This is a genomic window from Sphingomonas pokkalii (genome assembly GCF_003096275.1).
In the GTDB taxonomy this organism is placed as follows: domain Bacteria; phylum Pseudomonadota; class Alphaproteobacteria; order Sphingomonadales; family Sphingomonadaceae; genus Sphingomonas; species Sphingomonas pokkalii.
Genome location: NZ_QENQ01000001.1, coordinates 1,560,241 through 1,584,474, shown reverse-complemented (window position 1 = coordinate 1,584,474; position 24,234 = coordinate 1,560,241). Strand labels below are relative to the sequence as shown.

The following is a 24,234-nucleotide window of genomic DNA, read 5'->3' as shown; positions in this document are numbered from 1 at the left end:
TTCAAAGGATGGGTATGGGGGCCGAACCACACAATAGCTGGCGCGAAACGATCGCAAGCGCCCTTGCATGGTGGGATGCCGCGGGCGTCGACATGCTGGTGGAAGACGATGTCCGCGACTGGTTTGCCAAGCCGGCGCAACTGCGCACCGCGCTGGAGTCCGCGCCGGTCGTAGCGTCCGCGCCATCGACGATGCCCGAAGGGATCGAGGATTTTCTGGCTTGGCGAGTCGGGGAACAGGCCGTGGAAACGGGGTGGCATACCCCCTTGATCACACCTGCGATCGTTGCAGACGCCGTCTGGACGATCCTGATTGACATGCCCGAGGCCGGAGATAGCGACCGGCTGTGGAGTGGCCCGGCGGGCGCGCTTCTGGACAAGATGCTCTCCGCCGTCCGGCTTTCTCGCGAGTCGGTGCAGCTCGTTCCCCTTTGCTTCGCACGCCCGCTGACCGGCCAGGTTCCCGCGGATGCGGCACCACAGCTCGTCAACTTGGCCCAGGCGTTGCTGGAGCGGCTTCGTCCATCGAACCTGCTGCTGCTTGGCCATGCGCCCACCCGTGCGGTTCTCGGGCCGGATGCATGGCCCCCCGAACTTCGTTCGCATGACGTTAACCGCTATGGGACGACAACACGGGTTGTGGCGACGTTCCACCCGCGCTTGCTGATCGAGCGTCCCGTCGCCAAAAGCGACGCCTGGAAACATCTGTTGCTGCTAAGCCGGGGACCGAGCCTTTGAACTTGCGCATCCTGCTCGCCGCCACCCTCATGGCGGCACCGATCGCAACGCCGGCGCTGGCCGCGTCCGACGAAAGCGGCCCGGCGGAAATCGACGATGCCGCACCCGCCGCGACCCGGCACGCGAACGACGGCATTCCGCCCCAGCTCGATCCCGATCAGCGCGCCGATTACCGGTTCGTGTTCGACGCGATCCGCGCCGGCCGCTGGGCGGACGCGCAAATCAAGCTGGACGCGATGAAACCGGGCCCGCTGCACGCCATTGCTCGCGCCCAGCTCTATACGGCGAAGGGCTCCCCCCGCGTCGAGGCCGATCAACTGGTGGCGCTGCTGACCGAGGCGCCCGAACTCCCCCAGGCCGAACAGCTCGCCCGTCTCGCAAAGATGCGGGGCGTTGCCGACCTCCCTTCCCTGCCCGTCGCACAACGCCTGATCTGGTTCGATGGCGCGCCGATCCGTCGCCGGGCGCGGTCGATCCGCAGCGATAACGCCGCGACTGAAGTCGCCATACTCATTTCCCCGCATGTGAAAACGGATAACGGCCCTGCGGCAGAAGCCGTGGTCGCGCGCTTCGCCAATGATCTGACGCCTGAGGCGCTGACCGAATGGCAGCAGAAGGTGGCCTGGATCTACTTCGCCGCTGGGGACGACGCCAATGCGCGCCGGATGGCGGCGCGGGCCGAACAGGGCATTGGCGAATGGGCGCCCCAGGCCGATTGGACGGAGGGGCTAGCCGCCTGGCGGCAGCAGGATTGCGCAGGCGCCACCGCAGCCTTCGAACGCGTCGCCACGCGGGCGGCAGATACCGAATTGCGCTCGGCAGGCCTCTATTGGGGCGCGCGTGCAGAAATGGCGTGCGGCCGTCCCGATCGGGTTGCGCCGAAGCTGCGCGCTGCGAGCCAATATGGGGAGACCTTCTACGGCCTGCTCGCGCGCTCCAGCCTTGGTATCGCGGAACGGCGACTGGAGGGAGATCGCTTCGTCAACAAGGATTGGGCCGCGCTGGAACGCCGCCCCAATGTCCGCGTCGCAGCCGCGCTGGCGGAGATCGGGGAAACCGCATTGGCCGATCAGGTGCTGCGCCACCAGGCCAAATTCTGCACCCCCGACGATCATGGCGCGCTCACCCGCCTTGCCGCGCAACTGAGCCTGCCGCAGACCGAATTGTGGCTCGCGCATAACGGACCGGCCGGCGCGAAGCCGATCGTCGAAGCGCGCTATCCGATGCCGAACTGGTCGCCCGTTGGCGGCTGGCGGATCGATCGTTCGCTGGTGTTCGCCCATACGTTGCAGGAATCGCGCTTCAATGCCGAGGTGCGCAGCGCCGCCGGCGCGATGGGTCTGATGCAGGTGAAGACCGGTGCCGCCATCGATGTGGGCCGTCGCCACGGCGTCACCTATGCGGCCAGCGATCTCACCAAACCTTCGGTGAACATGGAGATCGGCCAGTCCTATCTCGAGCAATTGCGTGACATGCCGTTGACCCAGGGGCTGCTGCCCAAGGTGATCGCGGCGTACAATGCCGGCCCGAGCCCGGTCGATGCCTGGAACCAGGCCTCGCGCGATGGCGGTGATCCGCTGCTCTACATCGAAAGCATCCCCTATTGGGAAACGCGCGGCTATGTGATGACGGTGCTGCGCAATTACTGGATGTACGAGTTGCATGACGGCAAAGCCTCTGCGAGCCGGGCCGCGCTGGCTGCCGGCATGTGGCCGCGCTTCCCTGGCATGGCCGGTGCCAAAGCGGTGAAGCTCAGCACGCGCCGCGCGCCGGCCCTCAGTTTCCCGCCACCACGTCCGCCGGAGCCCGCGTCGCCCTCCCCGCTCCAGCAGCAATTGCAGCTGCCGGGCACGGGTGCCACCGTCACCATCGGTGCGGCCGGGGTTCCCAACGGAGTCGCGCGTGGGAATTGACGAAAGTGCTGCGTTTCGCCCGGTCCGCATTGCCGTTCTCACCATTTCGGACACGCGCACATTCGCCGATGATCGTTCGGGGGATCGGCTTGTCCAGCGCCTGACCGACGCCGGCCACCTGCTCACCGATCGCGCGATCGTTCCCGACGATGTCGATACAATCGCGGCCCAGTTCGAGGCGTGGATTGCTGCGCCGGGCGTGGAGGTCATCCTTGCCACCGGCGGCACCGGCGTGACCGGCCGCGACGTGACACCGGAGGCGCTGGCCCGTGTGTGCGACAAGGAGATACCAGGGTTCGGCGAACTGTTTCGCTGGCTGAGCTACGCCAAGATCGGAACCTCCACGATCCAGTCGCGTGCCACCGCGGGCGTTGCGGGCGGCACCTATATCTTCGCGCTCCCCGGTTCGACCGGTGCCGTCACCGATGCGTGGGACGGAATCCTCGCCAGCCAGCTCGATATCCGCCACAAGCCGTGCAACTTCGTCGAACTGATGGGCCGCCTGCAGGAGCGCTGACGCCCCGCCACCAACCGTGCGGCCCCGGCGAAAGCAGGACCCGCCTCATGGCTCCGTCACCCAAGCCGCTAGCTCATGCCCCTGCGGATCCCGGAAGTGGAACCGTCGCCCGCCGGGGAACGAAAAGATCGGCACCGTCACCGTACCGCCGGCCGCTTCCACTGCCGCCAAGACTGCCTCCAGATCGTCGACCGCGATGACCGGCAGCGGCTGGGTGCGCCCCTGCGCATCGCCGTCAAACCCGACATCGACGTCCCCGCTCGCCGTCGCCGAATAGCTTGGCCCGAAATCGGTGAACTGCCAGTCGAACACCTGTCCGTAAAACGCCTTGAGCCTGCCGACGTCGCACGCCGGCAACTCCAGATAGTTCAGTCGTGCCATCGCCCTCCCCTTCAATGTTCTTGCTTCGTTCTATATCGCGCCGTAGGATTGCGCAATGGCAAAGAATCGCCCTGTTCGCGGTGCCACGTCCAACGATGCGAGTGCCCGCTTCAACCTCCCCGCGCGCGAGGCGGATGGTGATTGGCTGGACGCGCAGGAGGGGGTCGACGGCGCGGTGCCGCCGATCCGTACCACGGTGACGCTTGAGACGCCGCGCACGATCATCACCCGCAACCAGTCGCCCGATATCGGCTTCGATCGCTCGGTGAACCCCTATCGCGGCTGCGAGCACGGGTGCATCTACTGCTTCGCGCGGCCCAGCCATGCCTATCTGGATCTATCCCCAGGCCTGGACTTCGAAAGCCGCCTGTTCGCAAAGCCAAGCGCGCCCGAACTGCTACGAAGCGAACTGGGCAAGCGCGGCTATCTCTGCAAGCCGATCGCATTCGGGACAAACACAGACCCCTATCAGCCGATCGAATCGCAGTGGCGGATCACGCGCGGTTGCCTGGAAGTGTTGGCGGAATGCGGCCATCCGGTAACCATCACCACCAAATCGAACCGGGTCGTCCGCGATCTCGATCTGCTCGCGCCGATGGCGGGACGGGGGCTGGTGGCGGTAATGCTATCCGTAACCTCGCTGGACGCCAGGATCGCGATGACCGTCGAGCCGCGCGCACCGCATCCCGAGCGGCGGATCGCCGCGATCCAAACACTCTCGGAGGCGGGGGTGCCGGTATTCGTGTCGATATCGCCGGTCATTCCGCACATCACCGATCATGAGATGGAGCACATCCTTGATCGCGCGGCACAGGCCGGCGCGCGCGGCGCCTTCTTTCTGCCGGTTCGCCTGCCCTGGGAAGTCGCCGGCCTATTTCGCGCCTGGCTCGATGCCCATTTCCCCGCTCGCGCCGGAAAGGTGATGGCAACAATTCAATCGCTGCGCGGGGGCAAGGACAATGATTCCGACTTCTTCAGTCGAATGCGCGGTGAAGGCCCCTGGGCCGATCTGTTGCGCAGCCGCTTCGTGCGCGCCGTGAAACGTTATGGTCTGGACGGCGAGCGCATCCGTTTACGAACCGATCTGTTCCGGCCACCAGCGGGCGCGCAAGGCGAGCTTTTCTAGAACCTTGTCATACCGACCATCCATCGCGGACGAGGCGAGTAGATCCCGCCCAAGGCCGACGCGCCTTCTCCATAAACCTGGCCTCAAATAGCATTTTAACTTGCCACACGCAGTCCGAGGCCTAAAGTCGAACCGATATCCGCTTGATTAAGCGATGACCGCCCTGGTCCAGTGCGTACAATGCCCCACTGATTGGGCCGCCACATTATATAATAATATTCAGTTGGATATTTGTTGATGATTATCGAACTTCAGGACTCCAACATAATTATTGACTGCAATAACACTGCTTCAATCGCCACCGATCACCCTATCGCTCGAAAATCCAGGCTGCAACTGAACAATATCACACCTTCAAAGGAGATTGTTCTCACCCTGTCCACACGCAATCGGGAGCTCTACAAATATTTCCCATTCTTGGTGGAGATTGCTGTCAACGGCAGAGTGGAAGCCGTTCTCGAAGCATCTTGCGAATGGGAACAGCATGATGTCGCCCTGCCGCTTCCGGGGTGGAATATCGATGCTGTCGATATAACAATATCGAGCGAACAAGGCGGAGTTCCGAAAGATCTCGGCATCGGAGAAGATGTACGTGAAATTTCTCTTGTTCTCAGCAAGGTGGAATTTCGCGACACGCGCACCATTCCGACCAGGTCTGAATTTCGTCAGAGACAGGCCCTCCAATCAAGCTGGCCGCTGCCAGAAGGCGAACGTCCGGCACCGATCTTTGTGATTGGCGCCCCCCGTTCGATGACCAGCATTGCCACTTGGGCGATTGGTCAACATCCGAACATCTCCGCATTCGAAGAGACGAACTGGTTGACCATGCTCTATTTGGGTAGCCGAGCAGCATTTGCGCTTTCGGACAAGCCCAAAGACAGCCCCGCGCAGGCCTATGGGGTCGACGCACAGGATTTCCTGCAACTGCAGGGATGGGGCATCGATCGGCTGCATCGGCAACTGGCGGAACAACGCATCCGCAATGTCGATACGGCGCGGCTGGCGAATATGGACGACCAGTATAACGCGAATTTCGCGCTCCGGCATTCACCAAGAGCCGCCAAACGGCGCTGGATCGACGGAACGCCCGAGAATACCGGCATGGCAATCGGTCTCGCCGAAATGTTCCCCGGTGCGCAATTCATCTTCATGTTGCGCGAGCCCGCTGAAGTCGTGCGCTCCCTGACCCACCACGCAAATGCCGGCGGTATCGATCGGGCGATCGAGGAAGCCGTTCAGGTTTGGGAACGTTCGACGCAATGGGCCTATGAAGCACTCGAAATGCTGGGACCACAAAGAGTCCACCTCACTGCCAGCGATGACATCGCGAAAAATCCTCACCAGGTCGTATCAAAATGGTTCGCCTTTCTAGACGAACCTCAATATGATCAGGCAACCCGGGTGTTCGATACGGTCATCAACAGCTCCGGCGAACATGGCCGCGTGGATGATTTGGGAATGAGCACATCCGAAATTCAACGACTACAGGCTATCCACCGCGGAATACTGTGCGGAGTAAATTCGAACAGCCTCCCATGGACCGAGAATCTTTGGAAGTTCAGCGAGCGACGGGATCATTTCGTCCAGTCCCTGCGGCAAGCGATATCGTAACCGTTCCACGGCCGCCATGTTGGCGGCCAATGTCCCCGCGACTTTTCGCGGCAACCGCGGTTGCCGACGATGACGGTACACAGCCAAAAACAAAAAAGCGCGCGCTCTGCCCCGAGGCAAAGCGCGCGCTTTATCGAAAAGGCTGCGCAGGAACTCAGCCGAGCCCTGCGTAGCGCATTACTTCTTGCCGAGCGTAAGACCGCCGAAACGCTTGTTGAAGCGTGCAACCTGACCGCCCTGATCGAGCAGCTGGCCGCGGCCGCCCGTCCAGGCCGGGTGCGCGAGCGGGTCAATTTCAAGCTGCATGAGATCGCCTTCCTTGCCCCAGGTCGAACGGGTCTCATAGACGGTGCCGTCGGTCATCTGCACCTTGATCATGTGGTAATCGGGATGCGTATTCTGCTTCACATCAAATTCCTTAGAAAAGCCGCCGGTTTCCGACCGGCAGCGGACGCGCGCGCCTAGCAGAGCCTGGGCATCGGTGCAACCTTAATGCCGCCGCCGTGACCAACGGAAGAGCGCGACGAGCGACCAAACCGCCTCAACCAACCCGAACGGCCAAGCCCCCTGCAGGAAGCCATAGGCCGAACCGAGCAGGCAGGCGCCGGCAAAACCGAGCACCCACCACGACGATTGCGCCTCCAACGCATAGGTGACCAGCATCGCCGTCACCGCGAACAGGCCGAAACAGGTCAGTGCGTCCATGTCTCGGCCCTGCCCGTTCTAGATGGGACGCTTCACGCGCTCGGCGGGTCTGCGATCATGGCGGTGAACTCACATTCAGCCGCCAATTCACCGTCGATCAGCGCCTTGCCGGCGAACTTGCAAACACGCGATCGCTTCTGCACGAATTCGACATGGAGCTTGAGCAGCACGCCCGGCTCCACCGGCTTGCGGAACTTCACATTGTCGATCGCCATGAAGTAGACGAGCTTGCCCGAGCCGGCGAGCCCCAGCGACTCCACCGCCAGCACGCCCGCCGCCTGCGCGAGCGCCTCGACGGTGAGCACGCCCGGCATGATCGGGCGGCCGGGGAAATGGCCCTGGAAGAACGCTTCGTTGATCGTCACCGCCTTCACCGCCACGATCGACTGGTCGAGGATCAATTCCTCGACTCGGTCAACCAGCAGCATCGGAAAGCGGTGGGGCAGCGCCGCCATCACCCGCCCGATATCGAGCGGACCGATGTTGCTGCCCCCCTGCTCGCCCGTGCTCACCGCGGTTCGGGCTTGGCCGGCTTGGCGCCTGCCGCCGGACGGGCTGCCGGAGCGGCCGCACCGGGGGCTGCCGCGGCACCTTGCTGCTGTTGCTGCTGCGCGCGCATCGCCGCCATCTGATAGGCGCGACGCTTCAGTTCGTTCACCTGCTGCTGGAACTGCAGCGTGCGCTGCTGCGGCTGCCAGTTGGCCGGCGGCGTAATCGCTACCGTCGGGGTCTTGTCCAGTTCGGCGACCAGCGCATCGCTGATATCAACTGCGTCCGGTGCATAGACGATCGCTTCCGGCTGCAGAATCACGTTGATCTTGCGGGCATTCACCACGCCGATCTGCGCCGCATCATACAGCTGGAGGATCTTCTCGAAAGCGAACAGCTCCGCCAGGATCGACGGCATCTGCAGCTTCTGAATCTCCTCATTCGCCTGGTTCTGAAGCGTCATGAGCTGCGTGTAGTTCGGGTCCTTACGGGCAGCTGCGGCCTGCTCTTCGGCTTCCGAAACCTGGCCGTCCTTGTTCGTGTCGACCGTCGCCAGCAGCGGGCGCGCATCGCTCTGGAACTTGGCCTGGCGCGCCTGGATCTGGTCGCGCACCGGCTTGTAGGTGGTATCGAGCTGGGTTTCGGCGGTGGTGAACGCCTTGGAGCGGGTGATAACCTCCATCTGGTTCACGGTTGCGATGCCGGCGACCTGCGCCGACGCCGGAACGGTGGCAACGATCGCCGCCGAAGCAGCAAGCATCGCCGCGAATACACGGTTCTTCATCATTAGAACTGGGTCCCTACGTTGAAAGTAACTAGCTTCTTGTCGTCGCCGGGCTGGCTGAGCAACGCCTTGGCGACATCGATACGCAACGGGCCGAACGGCGAATTCCAGTTGACGCCGAAGCCGATCGAAATGCGTGGGGTAGCGGTGCTGCCGCGGAACACTTCGAGGAACGGCGCCGTCGGGTTGAGGGCGCGGGCGTTGACCGAGGTGCCGACGCAAGGATCATTGGCGTTCGCGGCAAAGCCGACGGTACAGCGCGTGACCTGCCCCTGGAAGGCGCCGGTGGTGACGGTGTAGAGCGGGTTGCCTGCAGCATCGTTGAGCGGGGGCTGCAACAGCGTTGGCGAACCATCCTTGTTGACCAGCAACTTGCCGTTCGCATCCACTGCCTGGATGAAGAAGTTGTTGGTCGTCGGCCTGCGGATCGAGAAAAGCGAGCCCGCCATGATGTAGATCGACGGACGCAGCCCCAGTTCCGCAGCACCCGAGCCAAGCGGGAGTTCCAGTTCCGCCTTGGTGAGGTAATAGGCCTTACCGCCCAGCGCGTCGTCGACGAACTGGTTGCGGTTGCTGTTCAGCAGCTGTGTACCGGCCGCAGCATCCCCCGTGTAGAAATAGCGCTGCACGCGCGGGCCGACGCCGCGAATATCGAAACCGCGGAACTGCGGCTCACCCAGGTAGAATCGGTCGATGATGCGAACTTCGGAACCATCGAGGCTCTTGATCGCGCCGCCCTCACCGCTCAGCGAGAAGACGAAGCCGCTGCCGAGGCCCCAATATTTGTCGGCATTCACCTTCCCGCGGACATAGCGGACGTTGCCGCCAAGCCCCGCGACATCGACACCCAGCGACACGCGCTGGCCTCGCGTCGGCCGCAGGCGACTGTTCAGGCTGTCATAGATCAGCGACAGGCCGACCAGCGACGTCAGACGGTTGCCGACCTGCTCGCAGTAGAAGCGACCTGCCTTCACCGGATCGCACTGGCCGTTCGTATAGAACTGCGCCTGGTCGAGCGTAACATCGTCCTTCGACAGGTAATAGCGGCCGGACAGCGTCCAATATTCGGTGAGCGGCAGACCGGCAACGAGCTGGAAGCCCGTCGACACCTGGCGATAGGTGGTGTTGCGCGTGTTGTTGGTCAGGAAGTTGAAGCTATTGTAATCACGCCGGAAAATCGTACCACCCAGCGCGATGTTGCTGTCGAACAGATAGGGCTCGGTAAAGCCCAGTTCGACCGACTTCGAATAGCTCGAATAGTCCGCGGAAATGCTGACCGTCTGGCCCATGCCGCGGAAATTCCGCTGACGGATCGACGCCTGGAGGATGAAGCGCTCCAGGCTCGAGAAGCCGGCAGACAGCGTGAGTTCGCCGTTCGGCCGCTCTTCGACATTGGCGCCGAGCACGATGCGGTCGGACGCGGAGCCTTCCTTGCGCTCGATCTCGAACTTGTCCTGGAAGTAACCGAGGCTGTTGATGCGATCCTGCGAGCGCTTCACCAGGAAGGTATTGAACGCATCGCCTTCCGCGACACGCAATTCGCGGCGGATCACCTTGTCCTGCGTCTGGCGATTGCCCGTGATATCGATCCGCTCGATATAGGTACGGTTCGCCTCGCCGATGTGGAAGTTGATCGACATCGTCAGCGCATCCTTGTTGCGCTGGTAGTCGGGGCGAACGTCCGCAAAGGCATAGCCGAACAGACCGGCGGTTTCGCTCAGCTGTTCAATCGTATCTTCGACGGTTTTGGCGTTATACCACTGACCTTCCTTGATCGGCAGCGCCTCGGCGAGCTTCTTGTCATCAAAGTCGCGGATCGCGCTGTCGACCGTTACCGGGCCAAATTTATAGCGCGGACCTTCTTCCACCACATAGGTGATGATGAAGTCCTTCTTGTCCGGCGTCAGTTCCGCCACGGCGGAGATGACACGGAAGTCGGCATAGCCCTCGGTCAGGTAGAACTGGCGCAGCTTCTGCTGGTCATACGCCAGCCGGTCCTGATCATAGGATGTGTTCGAGCTTAGCAGGTGCGACAGGCTGGCAACCTTGGTCGCCATCTGCGCGCGCAGCTTCTTGTCCGAAAACACCTCATTGCCGATGATGTTGATCTGGCGGACCTTGGACTTCGGGCCTTCGTGAATTTCGAAGATCACGTCGACGCGGTTCTGGTCGAGGCTGACCATCTTCGGTTCGATGCGCGCCGCGAAACGGCCCTGGCGACGGTATAGTTCGACAATGCGCGCGATATCGGCGCGGACCGCGGTGCGCGTGAAGATCTGGCGCGGACGGAGCTTGATCTCCTTGTCGATCTTGTCCTGCTTCAGCCGCTTGTTACCCTCGAAGACGACGCGGTTGATAACCGGGTTCTCGCGGATGCGGATCACCAGGTTGCCGCTTTCCACGCCTTCGATCGCAACGTCCGCTAGCAGATCCGAGGACAGCAGGTCCTTGATCGCCTGGTCGACGGTTTCGTTGGTGTAGCTGTCGCCGACGCGCAGGCGCGTGTAGCTGAGCACGGTCTCCGGCTCGATGCGTTGCGATCCTTCGACGCGGAGAGACTTGATCGTCCGCGTGACGGCCGGCGCCGCCACCTGCGGCGGCGCAGCGGGAGCGGCCGCCGGCTGCGGTGCGGTCTGCGCGCCCGCCGGGCTCACCAGACCGGACAGGATCGTACCCGCCAACAGCGTCGCCGTTGCTCGCGCACCCAAATTGCTTGCCTTAATCGCAGTCACCATCCCACCCCAGTCGGAATCCAAATTCAATGCCAGTTCGCGCGGAGCAAAACCCGCCCTGCCCGAACCCCTTTAGCCGATCAAGCCGGCGAGACTTCTCCACACGCCGAAAGCGCCTAAATCGTTGAGCGTCACGAACAGCATGAGCGCGAGGATCGCGATCAGGCCGCCACGGAACGCCCATTCCATCACTTGCGGCTCCACCGGGCGCCGGCGTACCGCTTCGACTGCGTAGAACAGCAGATGGCCGCCATCCAAAACGGGGACTGGCAACAGGTTGATGAATCCCAGGTTAATCGAAACCAGCGCGATCAGGAATGCAAATTCGATCGGTCCCAGCGACAGGCGCTCGCCCGACACCTGGGCAATTTTGAGCGGACCGCCCAGTTCCGCCACGGACCGACGGCCGGTGATGATCTGGCCGAGCCCATCCACCGTCATGCGGACGATATCGGCAGTGTTGCGCAATCCGACCAGCGGCGCTTCCAACACGCCCACCGGCACCTGCACGGACTCGGCCGCGCCGATGCCGAGCTGGCCAATGCGAAATTCGTTGCCGAACCGATCGCGCTCCAGGCGGGTCCCGATGACCGCATCGACACTCCGCGGCTGACCGTCGCGCACCATGTCGATCCGAACCTGCTCATTCGGTCGAAGCTGGGTGAACTGCACCATATCCATGTAGGTGGCGACCGATCGGCCGCCCAGCGCCACGATCCGGTCGCCGGGCTGCAAGCCAGCGGCCGCCGCCGGGCTGCCGGGCAGCACCGTACCGACAACCGATGGCGTGCGATTCTGGCCGAACAGCATCGCAAAAGCGGACAGGATCACGATGGCCACCAGGAAATTGGTAACCGGACCTGCCGCGACGATGATTGCACGCTGCCAGAGCGGCTTCGATTGAAAGGTCTTGGCGCGCTCCGCGGCGGGGAGTTGCAGCCATTCCGGGGAAGGCTGGCTTGCCGGGTTCATGTCACCCGCAAACCGCACATATCCGCCAAGAGGCAGCCAGCCGAACTTCCAGCGCGTTCCGCGGCGATCCGTGACCCCGGCAATCTCGCGGCCGAACCCGATGGAGAATTCCTCCGCCTTCACGCCAAAGGCCCGGCCGGCAAGATAATGGCCCAGCTCGTGCAAGAACACGAGCGGCCCGATCACCAGCGCGAACGCCAGAACGGTGAACAGGATGCCGGGTGTCTGGCTCAAGCGACGCAATCCTTCACTCGCTCGACCGCGTGGCGCCGCGCCTCTTCGTCAATCGCCAGAACGGCGTCGAGCGTGTCCGGAGCGGCCGGGTCATAGCCCGCTAGCGTATCGGCAGAGATTGCGGCAATTTCAAGAAATCCGATCTGCCCGGCGAGAAAGGCGGCAACCGCGACCTCGTTTGCGGCATTCAGGATCGCCGGGCGCGCACCACCAGCCTTCAGCGCCTCGAGCGCGAGAGCGAGAGCGGGAAAACGATCGAGATCCGGGTTCTCGAAATCGAGGCGGCCGACCGCAGCAAGATCGAGCGGCGCACAGGGCGTCTCCATCCGCTCCGGCCATGCCAGTGCAAAGGCGATCGGAGTACGCATGTCCGGCGTGCCAAGCTGGGCCAGCACCGATCCATCCACATATTCGACCATCGAATGCACCACCGACTGGGCATGGACCAGCACCGCCAGCTGCTCGGCCGCAACCGGGAACAGATGGAACGCCTCGATCAGTTCGAGGCCCTTGTTCATCATCGTCGCCGAATCGACCGAGATCTTGGCGCCCATCGACCAGTTGGGGTGCGCAACCGCCTGCGCCGGCGTGATTGCCCGCATCGCATCCTTGGGCATCGTACGGAACGGGCCACCGCTGGCGGTGAGGATGATCCGCCGTACCCCCTTGGGCGCAGTGCGATCGAGGCACTGGAACACGGCATTGTGCTCCGAATCGACCGGCAGCAGCGTCGCACCATGCGCCCGCGCCGCCGCCATCATTACCTCGCCCGCCGAAACGAGGGATTCCTTGTTGGCCAGCGCCACGGTTCCGCCGCCTTCCAGCGCCGCCATCACCGGCTTCAGGCCGGCGGTGCCCACGATCGCCGCCATCGTCCAGTCGGCACCCATGCGCGCGATATCGCAGACCGCGTCCACACCGCCCAGCGCCTCGACGCCGGTTCCGGCCAAGCGGTCCTGCAGATCGTGCAGGCAATTCTGATCGGCAACGACCGCATAGCGCGCGCGGGTGCGGATCGCAGCGGCAGCGAGCTTCTCCACGTCGGAATTGGCGGTCAGCGCCACGACCTCGAAGGCGTCGGCGTTGCGTTCGATCAAGTCGAGCGTCGAGCTGCCGACAGACCCCGTCGCGCCAAGAACCGTAACGCGCTTCACCACCAGACTCCTCCCAGTACCACCTGATGATGGATCGCGAAAAACACCGCTGCGGCCGGTGCGGCAAAGACCAGACCGTCGAGCCGATCGAGAATACCGCCATGGCCTGGCAACAAATTGCCGGAGTCCTTAACCCCGGCGACGCGCTTGAGATGGCTTTCGTAGAGATCCCCGAGTTGCGAGGAAATCGCGACGAGCGGCGACACGACGACCAGCCAACCATCGATCGCGGGGCCAGGGGCAAGCCAGAAGAACGCTGCCGAGAATGCAACCGCCGCGATCAGGCCACCGATCAGCCCCGCCCATGTCTTGTTCGGACTGATGGTCGGCGCAAGCTTCGGGCCGCCGATTGCGCGCCCGGCGAAATAGGCGCCACTGTCGCACACCCATACGATCGCCATGGTCCAAAGCGTTGCAGCAAAGCCCTGCGGATGCGCCCGCAGCAGCAGCAACGCCAGCACCGGCAACCCGACATAGATCTGGCCCGCCGCCAGCTTGGCATTGCGCGTGACGATCGCCACGAAGAAAAAGGCACCGAAGATCAGGCCGAGCGCAAGAAACCCCGGCCCGGCAGCCGCCGGACTGAGGATCGCAAGCGGTACCGTCAGCACATATTGCGACAGCTGCCGCTTGGCGGTGTCGCCCGCGAGCAGCGCCCATTCGCCGATCATCAGCACCGCCATCACGCAGACGACCAGCCAGAAGCCATAGCCCCCAGCCCAAAGGGCGGCGACCGCGAGACCCACCAGGGCCAATCCCACGATCGCACGCTTCGGAAGATCTGCGTTCTTGCTCACAGGCCGCCAAAGCGTCGCTGGCGTCGGCTGAATTGCGCCAGCGCCTCGGCAAGCGTGCGCTCATCGAAATCGGGCCACAGCGTGTCGACGAACAACAACTCGGCATATGCTGCCTGCCATAGCAGGAAATTCGACAGTCGCTGCTCACCGGAAGTGCGGATCAGAAGATCGAGCGGCGGCAGGCCGGCCGTTTCCAGTTCGCCTTCGAAGCAAGCCTCGTCGATCATCGATGGATCTACGGCGCCATCCCGGACCTGTTCGGCGAGCCGCCGTGCCGCAGCCAGGATCTCCGCCTGCGCGCCGTAGTTGAGCGCGATCACCAGCGTAGGACCAGGATTGCCGGTGGTACGTGCCACCGCACCCTCGATCATCGCGACCAGATCGGGCGAAAGCCGCCGCCAGTCGCCGATCACCCGCAGCTTCACCCCCTCGGAGACGAGGTCGTCAAGCTCACCGGCCAGGAACTGCCGCAACAGGCCCATCAGCCCGCCGACTTCCTCCTCCGGCCGCCGCCAATTCTCGGAGGAGAAGGCGTACAGCGTCAGCACTTCGATGCCGAGCGTTCGCGCCGCGCGCGCAACGCGGCGCACGGCTTCCACACCCTGACGGTGGCCGGCGATACGCGGCAGCAGCCGCTTCTTCGCCCAGCGGCCATTGCCATCCATGATGATCGCGACATGGCGGGGCGGCGGCGCCTCGCCGCCGGACGCGGAAGCCAGCTTAACGGCCACCGCGCCCCGCCCTTCCGGCTGCCACGGAAACGCCCGGGCGGATCACTTGCCCAGGATTTCCTTTTCCTTCGCAGCCGCCGCCGCATCGATCTCCGCGATCGTCGCGTCGGTCAGCTTCTGCACTTCCGTTTCATGGCGCTTGCGATCGTCCTCGCCGAACACACCCTTCTTCTCGTCGGTCTTCAGGCTGTCCATGCCGTCGCGGCGCACGTTGCGCGCAGCGACACGGGCCTTCTCGGCATATTGGTTCGCCAGCTTGGCGAGTTCCTTGCGGCGTTCCTCGGTCAGATCGGGGATCGGCAGGCGCAGCGTCTGGCCGTCGACGATCGGGTTGAGACCGAGCCCGGCCGAGCGGATCGCCTTGTCGACCGGGCCGACATTCGACTTGTCCCACACCTGCACCGACAACAGGCGCGGCTCGGGCGCCGAGACGGTCGCAACCTGGGTGATCGGCATGTGCGAACCATAGACCTCGACCGTCACCGGATCGAGCAGCGAAGTGGAAGCACGGCCGGTGCGGAGACCGACGAGATCATGCTTCAGCGATTCCACGGCACCGGCCATGCGGCGCTCCAGGTCTGCCTTGTCGTAAGCGGCCATTTTCGGCTCTCCTTGTAGGATCCGTTGCGGGGAAGTTACGCGGCGTCCGAGCTTTGAACGATGGTCGACGTACCCTCGCCCCGAAGCACCGAAGCGAGGTTGCCTTCGCCCCGGATGTTGAACACCACGATCGGAATATGATTGTCGCGGCACAGCGCGACAGCAGACGCATCCATTACCTTCAGATTGTCGGCAAGGACGCGGTCGTAGCTCAGCGTCTCATAGCGGGTCGCAGTCGGCACCTTCTTGGGATCGGCATCGTACACGCCGTCCACCGAGGTGCCTTTGAACAGTGCGTCGCAGTTCATTTCGGCCGCACGCAACGCAGCCGTCGTGTCGGTGGTAAAGAACGGCAGACCGGTGCCTGCCGCGAACAGAACGACGCGGCCCTTCTCCATGTGCCGTTCGGCACGTCGGCGGATATAGGGCTCACAGACGCTCGCCATCGGGATGGCCGACTGGACGCGGGTATCCACGCCCACTTTCTCCAGCGCGTTCTGCATCGCCAACGCGTTCATCACCGTGGCCAGCATCCCCATATAATCGGCACTGGCGCGATCGAAGCCCTGCGCCGCCCCGGCCAGGCCGCGGAAGATGTTGCCGCCGCCTACCACCATGCAGATTTCGAGGCCGCTGTCCTTGGCCTCCTTCACCTCGAGCGCCACGCGCTCGCAGGTTTCCGGATCGATGCCGAACTGGCCCTGGCCCATCAGGACCTCCCCCGACAGCTTGAGTAGAATGCGGCGGACGGTCGGAGCGGTCATGAGGTTCCTGAAATCTTGAGAAGCGGACAGCGAAGCGGCGCGGACCCTAGAGGAGCCGCGCCGCGTGAACAAGCGGGGATGCCGGGGAAACGCCGTCGAAACGGCCTCCCCCGGCGCGCCTGATTACTTGGTGAGACCGGCGGTCGCGGCCACTTCGGCAGCGAAGTCGCTCTCTTCCTTCTCGATGCCTTCGCCGAGCTGGAAGCGGACATAGTCCTTCAGCACGATCGCCGCGCCCGAGTCCTTCGCCGCCTTGGCGATGACGTCCGACACCGGGGTCTTGCCGTCCATCACGAACAGCTGGCTGAGCAGGGCATTCTCCTTCGCGAACTTCTTAACGGCGCCCTCCACCATCTTCTCGATGATCTCGGCCGGCTTGCCGCTCTCGGAGGCCTTCTCGGCAGCGATCGCACGCTCACGGGCGAGCACGTCCTGGTCCAGGCCGCTCTCGTCGAGCGCCAGCGGGAAGGCGGCGGCGATGTGCATCGCCAGCTGCTTGCCGAGCGGCTCGAGTACGTCGACACCGGCTTCCGACTCGAGCGCGACGAGCACGCCGATCTTGCCGAGGCCCGGCGCCGCCGCATTGTGGACGTACGGGATCACCGCACCCTTGGCGACTTCGACCTTCTTGGCGCGACGCAGCACCTGGTTCTCGCCGATGGTGGCAATGTTGGCGGTCAGCGTCTCGTCGACGGTCTGGCCCGAGGCCATCTTGGCGCCCTTGATCGCGGCGATGTCGTCACCGGCTTCCAGCGCCAGCGCGGTGGTCTCGCGCACGAAGTTCTGGAAGATCTCGTTCTTGGCGACGAAGTCGGTCTGCGAGTTCACCTCGACGGCGACCCCCTTGGTGCCGGCAACCGCCAAGCCCACCAGGCCCTCGGCAGCCGTACGGCTCGACTTCTTGGCGGCAGCAGCGAGGCCCTTGGCGCGCAGCCAGTCGGCAGCGGCTTCCATGTCACCATTAGTCTCGGAGAGCGCCTTCTTGCAATCCATCATGCCGGCGCCGCTCTTTTCGCGGAGTTCCTTGACGGCGGCTGCGGTGATCTCGGCCATGTCTCTATTCCTCAGTTAAAAGTCGGGCGGAGCAGTGCGTGTCGCCCTGCCCCGCCCCGATTACGGTTCGATGACGCGGGCGATCAGCCTTCTACGGCTTCCTCGACCGGCGGCTGCTCGGCAGCACCGAAGTCATAGCCCTGCTGCATCAGCGCCTCGCGGCCGCCACGGGTCGCGGCGATGGCGATGGCTTCGCAGTAGAGACGGATGGCACGGCTGGCGTCGTCGTTGCCCGGAACCGGGAACGCGATGCCGTCCGGCGAAACGTTCGAGTCGAGCACGGCGACGACGGGGATGCCGAGGGTGTTGGCTTCCTTGATCGCCAGCTCTTCCTTGTTCGCGTCGATTACGAACATGATGTCGGGAATGCCGCCCATGTCGCGGATGCCGCCGAGCGAGAGCTCGAGCTTGTCACGCTCGCGGGTGAGCTGCAGCACTTCCTTCTTGGTCAGGCCGTGCGTGTCGCCCGACAGCTGCTCTTCAAGCGTCTTGAGGCGCTTGATCGAGTTGCTGATGGTCTTCCAGTTGGTGAGCATGCCGCCCAGCCAGCGGTGGTTGACGAAGTGCTGGCCCGCACGACGCGCGGCCTCGGCGATCGGCTCCTGCGCCTGGCGCTTGGTGCCGACGAACAGCACCTTGCCGCCGGCGGCGACCGTCGAGCTGACGAACTCGAGCGCGCGGGCGAACAGCGGAACGGTCTGCGACAGGTCGATGATGTGAACGCCGTTGCGCTCACCGAAGATGTAAGGCTTCATCTTCGGGTTCCAGCGGTGGGTCTGGTGACCGAAGTGCGCGCCCGACTCGAGCAGCTGCTGCATGGTGACGACAGGTGCCGCCATAGGGATAACTCCTTCCGGTTGATCCTCTGGGAAGCGGGAATTCGGAAGCGCTCCGAACACCGGGTTATGATGCTGCCCATGCGGGGTTGAGGCGGGCCACTTAGTTGATTGTGCTCAGGCATACAAGATGGAACATCATTCGAACATCGCTTGACCGCGGAACAATATTGGAACATATGGCGATCATAGCGCAATCAGCGGAACAGGTCGAGCTCCGGTGGGTTCGGGTATTTTTGGTTTCCGCGGGGATCGGCGTTGAAGATCGGGAGCCGGGTTATGACTGGATTCGCTATCTTTTTTCTGTTCGCGGCTGCATTCGCGTTGGCGTGCCGGTCGCTCTACGGGAACATCCGAGAGCAGCTTGATCGCTTTGCGGAGCTGATGGGGAAAGTGCCGCCAGCACCGTTCGCCCCGCCGCCGCACCTTGCACGGATCAAGATACGGTCGGCACCGGCCCGGATGCCGCTTCAGCAGCGCGCAGCCGCCTGATCTTTCGATAGGATCGCATGCTGAACGGGATGCTGGCGAGATAGGCGATCGCGACGATCGCCAACGTCGTCCAGGGTGCGGAGACGAGTGCGGCGGCGAGCGCGACCAGCACCGCGATCGCTTCGAAGCGGACATTCTGACGCAACCGAATCTTCGGCCCGAAGGTCGCGACACTGGAAACCATCAGGATCGCAATGAAAGCGGTCCACAACGCGATGACGACCGGTGCTCGGGTCACCGCCTCGCCAGTCCACAGCCAAAGATAGACCGGCGTCAGCGCCAGCGCCGCACCGGCCGGCGCGGGAACACCGGTCAGGAAGCCAGCGGATTTGTGCGGCTGCGCCACCAAGTCGATCTGCGCGTTGAAGCGGGCGAGCCGCAATGCGCAGAACAAAGCGTGAAGCAGCGCGACAAGCCAACCGAACCGCCCCAGCGCTTGCAACGACCAGAGATAGAGGATCAGCGCGGGGGCAACACCGAACGAGATCGCATCGGAGAGGCTGTCCAACTCCGCCCCAAAGCGGCTTTCGGCGCGCACCAGCCGAGCAATCCGGCCATCGATACCGTCGAGCACGGCGGCGGCGAGTACCATCAGCACTGCAGCTTCCCAGTTGCCCAGGATCGCAAAACGGATGCCGGTCAGGCCCGAGCACAGAGCCAGCGCGGTGACGGCATTGGGCAAGACTGCACGCAGCGGGATGCCGCGGGGCAATGCCGGCGCGCGCCCCAACCCGCGCCGGATGCGCGGGCGCGAATCGCTCATTGCGCGACCCCGGCGACGTTTTGGATGCCACGGCGTGCGATGATCGTCTCACCGGCAATGGTTCGCTGGCCAAGGATCACCTGGGCACCATATTCTTCCGGCAAGAATATATCGACCCGGCTGCCAAAGCGAATTAGGCCGATGCGCTGGCCACCGACAACCATGTCGCCCGGCTTCACAAAAGCGACGATGCGGCGCGCGACCAGGCCGGCAATCTGCGTAAAGCCGATCCGCAGGCCGTCCCGATCCTCCACCACCATATGCTGCCGCTCATTCTCGTCGCTTGCCTTGTCGAGATCGGCGTTCATGAACTTTCCGGAAATGTAGATGACGTGGCGGATCGTACCGGTAATCGGGGTGCGGTTCACATGCACGTCAAACACGCTCATGAAGATCGAGACGCGAACCATCGGCTCGGTGCCAAGCGCGTGGGGACCGGCGAGTTCGGGCGGAAGCGATACGCGCTGGATCATCGTAACGAGACCGTCTGCGGGAGCGACGAGCACACCGTCCTCCACCGGGGTCACGCGGACGGGATCCCGAAAAAAGGCGGCGACGCCCAGCGTAACGAAAATCAACGGCCAGGTGAGAACGTCCCACACCCAGAGGCTGACCAGCGCGATCGCAGCGGCGATCAGCACATATTTTCGGCCTTCGGGGTGGATGTCAGGGAAACGCCATTTCACCGTCGAGGTACCGATCGGAGGCTTGTCGAGCGATGTCATGTTTACAGGTGTAGCCGCCTGCCTGCCAATTTCCTAGGGGGAGGATGCGACGCGGAGGGCTCATAACCGACATCGGGGCAACAATCCTTCGCGGCGGCGTTTATACGGCGGCGCCTGCCGGGAAACCATATTTAGCGCGGTTCGCTTGCAAGTTGGCGCAATTTTGCGCAGGCGATGTCTTTGAAACGTAATTTTCGTAAGGAAGCCCATGCCCCCTTCGACTGCCGCAGCAAAGCGCCGTGGCGCCCGCCGCAGCCGCCCCGCAGGCGTGCCCTCGCCCTGGATGTTCTTCCTGCAGCAATTTGTGAAGCGGCCGGTGATGGTCGGCGCCGTTGCACAATCCTCCGGCCGCGTGATTCGCAAGGTGCTGGATCGGGTCGACTGGGGCAACACCCGCCTCTTCGTGGAATATGGCCCCGGCGTGGGTACCTTCTCGAGGCCGATTCTCGATCGGCTCGGTCCGGACGGCAAGCTAATCGTGATCGACACCAACCCCGATTTCATCCGCTACCTGCGCCAGACGATCGAGGACCCTCGTTTTGTGGCGGTGCTTGGTTCTGCTGTGGACGTTAAGAAGATCATCCAGGACAATGGCTACGACCATGCCGACTTCATTGCGTCCGGCCTGCCCTTTTCGACGCTGCCCGATGGCATCGGCGACGCGATCGCCAAGGCTACCCATGACGTGCTGCGGCCCGGTGGCGCCTTCCTCGTCTACCAGTACAACCCGAACGTCCGCAATTTCCTGACCCCGCACTGGCAGCGGATCGACCATGACATGGAATGGTGGAACCTGCCCCCGGCCCAGCTCTGGTGGGCCTGGAAGGACTGACCGCAGCGTCCGACCGGGGATCGGACGCTTGATCCCCATGAGGCTTGCCCCTAGACGCACCCCGAAAACCACCTGTCTCAGGAAAGCGAGCTTATGGCGAAGATCAAGGTTGCAACGCCCGTCGTGGAGATCGACGGCGACGAAATGACGCGGATCATCTGGGAATGGATCCGCGAGCGCCTGATCCTTCCGTACCTCGATATCGATCTGAAGTACTACGACCTCTCGGTGCAGAAGCGCGACGAGACCAACGACCAGATCACCATCGATTCGGCCAACGCGATCAAGCAGTACGGCGTCGGCGTGAAGTGCGCGACGATCACCCCGGACGAGCAGCGCGTCGAGGAATTCAACCTCAAGAAGATGTGGAAGTCGCCCAACGGCACGATCCGCAACATCCTGGGCGGCGTGATCTTCCGCGAGCCGATCGTCATCTCGAACGTGCCGCGCCTGATCCCGGGCTGGACCAAGCCGATCGTCGTCGGCCGTCACGCCTTCGGCGACCAGTACAAGGCGACCGACTTCAAGGTGCCCGGCAAGGGCAAGCTGACCATGAAGTGGGAAGGCGAGAATGGCGAGACGATCGAGCACGAGGTGTTCGACTTCCCGCAGGCCGGCGTCGCCATGGGCATGTACAATCTCGACGAATCGATCCGCGATTTCGCGCGCGCCTCGATGAACTATGCCCTCGGCCGCAACTGGCCGCTGTACCTGTCGACCAAGAACACCATCCTCAAGGCCTATGACGGCCGCTTCAAGGACATCTTCGCCGAGGTGTTCGAGACCGAGTTCAAGGACCAGTTCCAGAGCGCCGGCATCGTCTACGAGCACCGCCTGATCGACGACATGGTCGCCTCGGCGCTCAAGTGGCACGGCGAATTCGTCTGGGCCTGCAAGAACTATGACGGCGACGTCCAGTCGGACCAGGTGGCGCAGGGCTTCGGCTCGCTGGGCCTGATGACCTCGGTGCTGATGACGCCGGACGGCAAGACGATCGAGGCGGAAGCGGCGCACGGCACCGTCACCCGCCACTATCGCCAGCACCAGCAGGGCAAGGCGACCTCGACCAACCCGATCGCGTCGATCTTCGCCTGGACCGGCGGCCTGAAGTATCGCGGCAAGTTCGACGGCACCCCCGAGGTGACGCGCTTCGCCGAGACGCTGGAGAAGGTCTGCATCGAGACCGTCGAGAGCGGCAAGATGACCAAGGATCTCGCGCTGCTGATCGGCCCGGACCAGGCCTGGATGACCACCGAGCAGTTCTTCGAGGCGATCCGCGTCAACCTCGAAACCGCGATGGGCAGCTGGCAGTAAGCCGCGCCCAAACGGTTAAGGAATGGAAAAGCCCGCCTTTGGCGGGCTTTTCTACTTGCATTGACGGCGCCCACATGCTGCCTAGCAATATGACCGCGCGAGCTAGACCAGCCACCGGCCATCGGCCTTTTCGTTCCACACGCCCCTTCCCTGCGCCATCCGCCTATCGTCAGGAAACCACATGCTGAGCCTGTCCAACCACGGCTTCAGCGATACGCTGGTGATCCTGGGCGCCGCCGGCCTGGTGATCCCCGCCTTTGCCCGCTTCCGCATCAGCCCGGTCATCGGCTTCATCCTCGCCGGTCTGCTGGTCGGACCGTTCGGGCTGGGTAGCCTGGTCGATCGTGCGCCCTGGCTCTATTATCTCACCATCTCGGACGCGCACTCGATCGAGCCCTTCGCCGAGTTCGGCATCATCCTGCTGCTGTTCTCGATTGGGCTGGAGCTGTCGTTCCGCCGCCTTTGGGCGATGCGGTCGCTGGTGTTCGGCACCGGCGCCGCGGAGCTGTTCGGTTCCGGGTTGATCCTGGCGGCGCTGCTCTATCTGACCGGGCTGAGTACCGGCGGCGCGATCGGGCTCGGGCTGGCGCTGGCCCTATCTTCCACGGCGCTGGTGATTCCGATCGCCGGCACGACCAGCCCGGTCGGACGCGCAGCCTTTGCGATGCTGCTGTTCGAAGACCTGGCGCTGGTCCCGATCATCTTCGGACTGGGTGCCTTGGCGCCAAACCCGGATGGTGCCGGCGTCTCCCGCCTCCTGACGACGATGGGCGTTGGTGCCGCAACCGTGGCCGTGCTGTTCATCGGCGGCCGCATCGTGCTGCCGCGCATGTTCGCGCAGGCCGCGCGTACCAAGAGCCCCGAACTCTTCCTCGCCGCAAGCCTTCTCGTGGTGATCGTGGCCAGCCTTGCCACAACGGCTGCGGGGCTTTCCCCGATCGTCGGCGCCCTGATCGCAGGCCTGCTGATTGCCGAAACCGAATATCACGGCGAAGTGGAAGCGATTACCGCGCCGTTCAAAGGGCTTGCGCTCGGCGTGTTCCTGCTGACCGTCGGGATGCAGCTCGATCTTGGTTTCGTGGCGTCCAACTGGGCCGCATTGTTCGGTGCCAGCCTGCTGGTGATGATCGTCAAGGTCGCCGTGACGACAACGCTGCTGCGATTCTCCGGCGCGCGCATGGGTACGGCCGCGGAAACCGGCGTGCTGATGGCGAGCCCATCGGAAACCACGCTGATCGTGCTGGGCGTGGCCGGTGCGGCAGGATTGATCGCGCCGGGCACCGCGGCGTTCTGGAGCGCCGTCACCGCAATCGGCCTCACCGCCACGCCGCTGCTCGCGAAAGCAGGCCGCATTGCCGCCCGCCGGATCGAAGGCAAGAACGGCGCACAGATCGCCGACGAAGATCTCGCCCCAGTGGAAGGCGGAACGGTCGTGATCGGTTTCGGCCGCGTCGGCCGTACCGTAGCGGAGATGCTGCGGCGACACGACAAGCCCTATGTCGCGGTGGACGCCGATATCGACAGCGTGGTGCGTGCGCGCCGCGCCGGTTTTCATGTGCTGTTCGGGGATGTTACCCGTAACGAACTGGTCGACCAGCTGCAACTCGGCCGCGCCAGGGCCCTGGTGCTGACGATGGACGACCCGGTGCTGACCGTACGCCTTACCAAGCGCGTCCGTGGCTGGGTGCCGAACCTGCCGATCATCGCCCGCGCCCGCGACGCAGGCCACGCCGCGGAACTATATCGGGCCGGCGCCACCGATGCGATTCCCGAAACGCTGGAAAGCTCGCTACAACTTTCCGAGGCGTTGCTGGTCGATCTCGGCATCGGTGTCGGACCCGTGATTGCATCGATCCACGAAAAGCGCGACGAGATGCGCCGCTCGATCAAGGAAGCCGCCGGCCTGCAGCGCGAACCGCGGCTGAACCGATCGCGCCTGAACCCGAGCGCCGAACCAACCGAGGCCTGAACC

At 63.7% G+C, this 24,234-nt stretch carries 24 protein-coding genes; 8 read left to right on the top strand and 16 right to left on the bottom strand.

Annotation, left to right across the window (positions count from 1 at the left end):
- Positions 1 to 92 precede the first annotated feature (92 nt).
- From DD559_RS07190 to moaB, 3 genes are read left to right on the top strand one after another with little or no spacing between them, the layout of a single operon-like run.
- Entirely contained in the window at positions 93 to 737 is a 645-nt protein-coding gene (locus DD559_RS07190; protein ID WP_240610156.1) for a uracil-DNA glycosylase family protein, read from the top strand.
- Between the two features lie 29 nt (positions 738 to 766).
- Positions 767 to 2,650, top strand: coding sequence for a lytic transglycosylase domain-containing protein (locus tag DD559_RS07185; protein WP_116470771.1), 1,884 nt, complete (start codon positions 767 to 769; stop codon positions 2,648 to 2,650).
- Entirely contained in the window at positions 2,640 to 3,167 is a 528-nt protein-coding gene (gene moaB / locus DD559_RS07180) for a molybdenum cofactor biosynthesis protein B (RefSeq protein ID WP_116468582.1), read from the top strand. Before DD559_RS07185 ends, moaB begins: the two co-directional genes overlap by 11 nt.
- A gap of 45 nt (positions 3,168 to 3,212) precedes the next feature.
- On the opposite strand, the gene DD559_RS07175 is transcribed toward moaB, so the two are convergent.
- Positions 3,213 to 3,548 (bottom strand): VOC family protein, encoded by a 336-nt coding sequence (locus DD559_RS07175; RefSeq protein ID WP_116468581.1) that lies wholly within the window; start codon positions 3,546 to 3,548, stop codon positions 3,213 to 3,215.
- A 55-nt stretch (positions 3,549 to 3,603) separates the two neighbouring features.
- Between DD559_RS07175 and DD559_RS07170 the strand changes: the two genes are divergently transcribed.
- Positions 3,604 to 4,674 carry a PA0069 family radical SAM protein gene (locus DD559_RS07170; protein ID WP_116468580.1) on the top strand — a complete coding sequence of 357 codons (1,071 nt, stop codon included), beginning with the start codon at positions 3,604 to 3,606 and terminating at the stop codon, positions 4,672 to 4,674.
- Positions 4,675 to 4,911: 237 nt separating this feature from the next.
- Entirely contained in the window at positions 4,912 to 6,285 is a 1,374-nt protein-coding gene (locus tag DD559_RS07165) for a sulfotransferase family protein (protein ID WP_116468579.1), read from the top strand.
- Positions 6,286 to 6,462: 177 nt separating this feature from the next.
- Here the strand turns inward: DD559_RS07165 and rpmE are convergent, their stop codons facing one another.
- From rpmE to DD559_RS07090, 15 genes are all read right to left on the bottom strand, one after another.
- The gene (gene rpmE, locus DD559_RS07160; RefSeq protein WP_064313046.1) at positions 6,463 to 6,693 is read right to left on the bottom strand and encodes a 50S ribosomal protein L31; all 231 of its coding nucleotides are present in this window, start codon (positions 6,691 to 6,693) and stop codon (positions 6,463 to 6,465) included.
- Positions 6,694 to 6,774: 81 nt separating this feature from the next.
- Complete coding sequence (locus DD559_RS07155) at positions 6,775 to 6,990, bottom strand: hypothetical protein (protein WP_116468578.1); 216 nt, start codon at positions 6,988 to 6,990, stop codon at positions 6,775 to 6,777.
- 32 nt (positions 6,991 to 7,022) lie between these two features.
- Entirely contained in the window at positions 7,023 to 7,502 is a 480-nt protein-coding gene (gene fabZ / locus DD559_RS07150; RefSeq protein ID WP_116468577.1) for a 3-hydroxyacyl-ACP dehydratase FabZ, read from the bottom strand.
- On the bottom strand, positions 7,499 to 8,266 hold the full coding sequence (locus DD559_RS07145) for an OmpH family outer membrane protein (protein WP_116468576.1): 768 nt from the start codon (positions 8,264 to 8,266) through the stop codon (positions 7,499 to 7,501). Before DD559_RS07145 ends, fabZ begins: the two co-directional genes overlap by 4 nt.
- Positions 8,266 to 10,998, bottom strand: a complete 2,733-nt coding sequence (gene bamA, locus DD559_RS07140) for an outer membrane protein assembly factor BamA (protein WP_206364468.1) — start codon at positions 10,996 to 10,998, stop codon at positions 8,266 to 8,268. Before bamA ends, DD559_RS07145 begins: the two co-directional genes overlap by 1 nt.
- 69 nt (positions 10,999 to 11,067) lie before the next feature.
- Positions 11,068 to 12,201: an RIP metalloprotease RseP gene (gene rseP / locus DD559_RS07135; RefSeq protein ID WP_116468575.1), complete on the bottom strand. Its 1,134-nt coding sequence runs from the start codon at positions 12,199 to 12,201 to the stop codon at positions 11,068 to 11,070.
- Entirely contained in the window at positions 12,198 to 13,355 is a 1,158-nt protein-coding gene (locus tag DD559_RS07130) for a 1-deoxy-D-xylulose-5-phosphate reductoisomerase (protein WP_116470768.1), read from the bottom strand. The genes rseP and DD559_RS07130 overlap by 4 nt, the downstream gene beginning before the upstream one ends.
- Positions 13,352 to 14,152 (bottom strand): phosphatidate cytidylyltransferase, encoded by an 801-nt coding sequence (locus tag DD559_RS07125; RefSeq protein ID WP_116468574.1) that lies wholly within the window; start codon positions 14,150 to 14,152, stop codon positions 13,352 to 13,354. Before DD559_RS07125 ends, DD559_RS07130 begins: the two co-directional genes overlap by 4 nt.
- A complete protein-coding gene (locus DD559_RS07120) occupies positions 14,149 to 14,883 on the bottom strand; it encodes an isoprenyl transferase (protein ID WP_438270399.1) in 735 nt (244 codons plus the stop codon). The genes DD559_RS07125 and DD559_RS07120 overlap by 4 nt, the downstream gene beginning before the upstream one ends.
- Positions 14,884 to 14,925: 42 nt before the next feature.
- On the bottom strand, positions 14,926 to 15,483 hold the full coding sequence (frr, locus tag DD559_RS07115) for a ribosome recycling factor (RefSeq protein ID WP_116468573.1): 558 nt from the start codon (positions 15,481 to 15,483) through the stop codon (positions 14,926 to 14,928).
- A 35-nt stretch (positions 15,484 to 15,518) separates the two neighbouring features.
- Positions 15,519 to 16,247: a UMP kinase gene (pyrH, locus tag DD559_RS07110; protein WP_116468572.1), complete on the bottom strand. Its 729-nt coding sequence runs from the start codon at positions 16,245 to 16,247 to the stop codon at positions 15,519 to 15,521.
- A 123-nt stretch (positions 16,248 to 16,370) separates the two neighbouring features.
- Positions 16,371 to 17,300: a translation elongation factor Ts gene (gene tsf / locus DD559_RS07105; RefSeq protein WP_116468571.1), complete on the bottom strand. Its 930-nt coding sequence runs from the start codon at positions 17,298 to 17,300 to the stop codon at positions 16,371 to 16,373.
- 83 nt (positions 17,301 to 17,383) lie between these two features.
- Positions 17,384 to 18,139 carry a 30S ribosomal protein S2 gene (gene rpsB, locus DD559_RS07100; protein WP_010544558.1) on the bottom strand — a complete coding sequence of 252 codons (756 nt, stop codon included), beginning with the start codon at positions 18,137 to 18,139 and terminating at the stop codon, positions 17,384 to 17,386.
- Positions 18,140 to 18,572: 433 nt separating this feature from the next.
- Entirely contained in the window at positions 18,573 to 19,391 is an 819-nt protein-coding gene (pssA, locus tag DD559_RS07095) for a CDP-diacylglycerol--serine O-phosphatidyltransferase (protein WP_116468570.1), read from the bottom strand.
- Positions 19,388 to 20,116 (bottom strand): phosphatidylserine decarboxylase, encoded by a 729-nt coding sequence (locus DD559_RS07090; protein ID WP_116468569.1) that lies wholly within the window; start codon positions 20,114 to 20,116, stop codon positions 19,388 to 19,390. Before DD559_RS07090 ends, pssA begins: the two co-directional genes overlap by 4 nt.
- Before the next feature lie 208 nt (positions 20,117 to 20,324).
- On the opposite strand from DD559_RS07090, the gene DD559_RS07085 reads away from it, so the two are divergent.
- The 3 genes from DD559_RS07085 (at position 20,325) to DD559_RS07075 (ending at position 24,231) form a co-directional block, all read left to right on the top strand.
- The gene (locus DD559_RS07085; RefSeq protein ID WP_116468568.1) at positions 20,325 to 20,948 is read left to right on the top strand and encodes a class I SAM-dependent methyltransferase; all 624 of its coding nucleotides are present in this window, start codon (positions 20,325 to 20,327) and stop codon (positions 20,946 to 20,948) included.
- Positions 20,949 to 21,041: 93 nt separating this feature from the next.
- Positions 21,042 to 22,262 (top strand): NADP-dependent isocitrate dehydrogenase, encoded by a 1,221-nt coding sequence (locus tag DD559_RS07080; RefSeq protein ID WP_116468567.1) that lies wholly within the window; start codon positions 21,042 to 21,044, stop codon positions 22,260 to 22,262.
- A 181-nt stretch (positions 22,263 to 22,443) separates the two neighbouring features.
- Positions 22,444 to 24,231 (top strand): cation:proton antiporter domain-containing protein, encoded by a 1,788-nt coding sequence (locus tag DD559_RS07075; protein WP_116468566.1) that lies wholly within the window; start codon positions 22,444 to 22,446, stop codon positions 24,229 to 24,231.
- Positions 24,232 to 24,234: the final 3 nt, after the last annotated feature.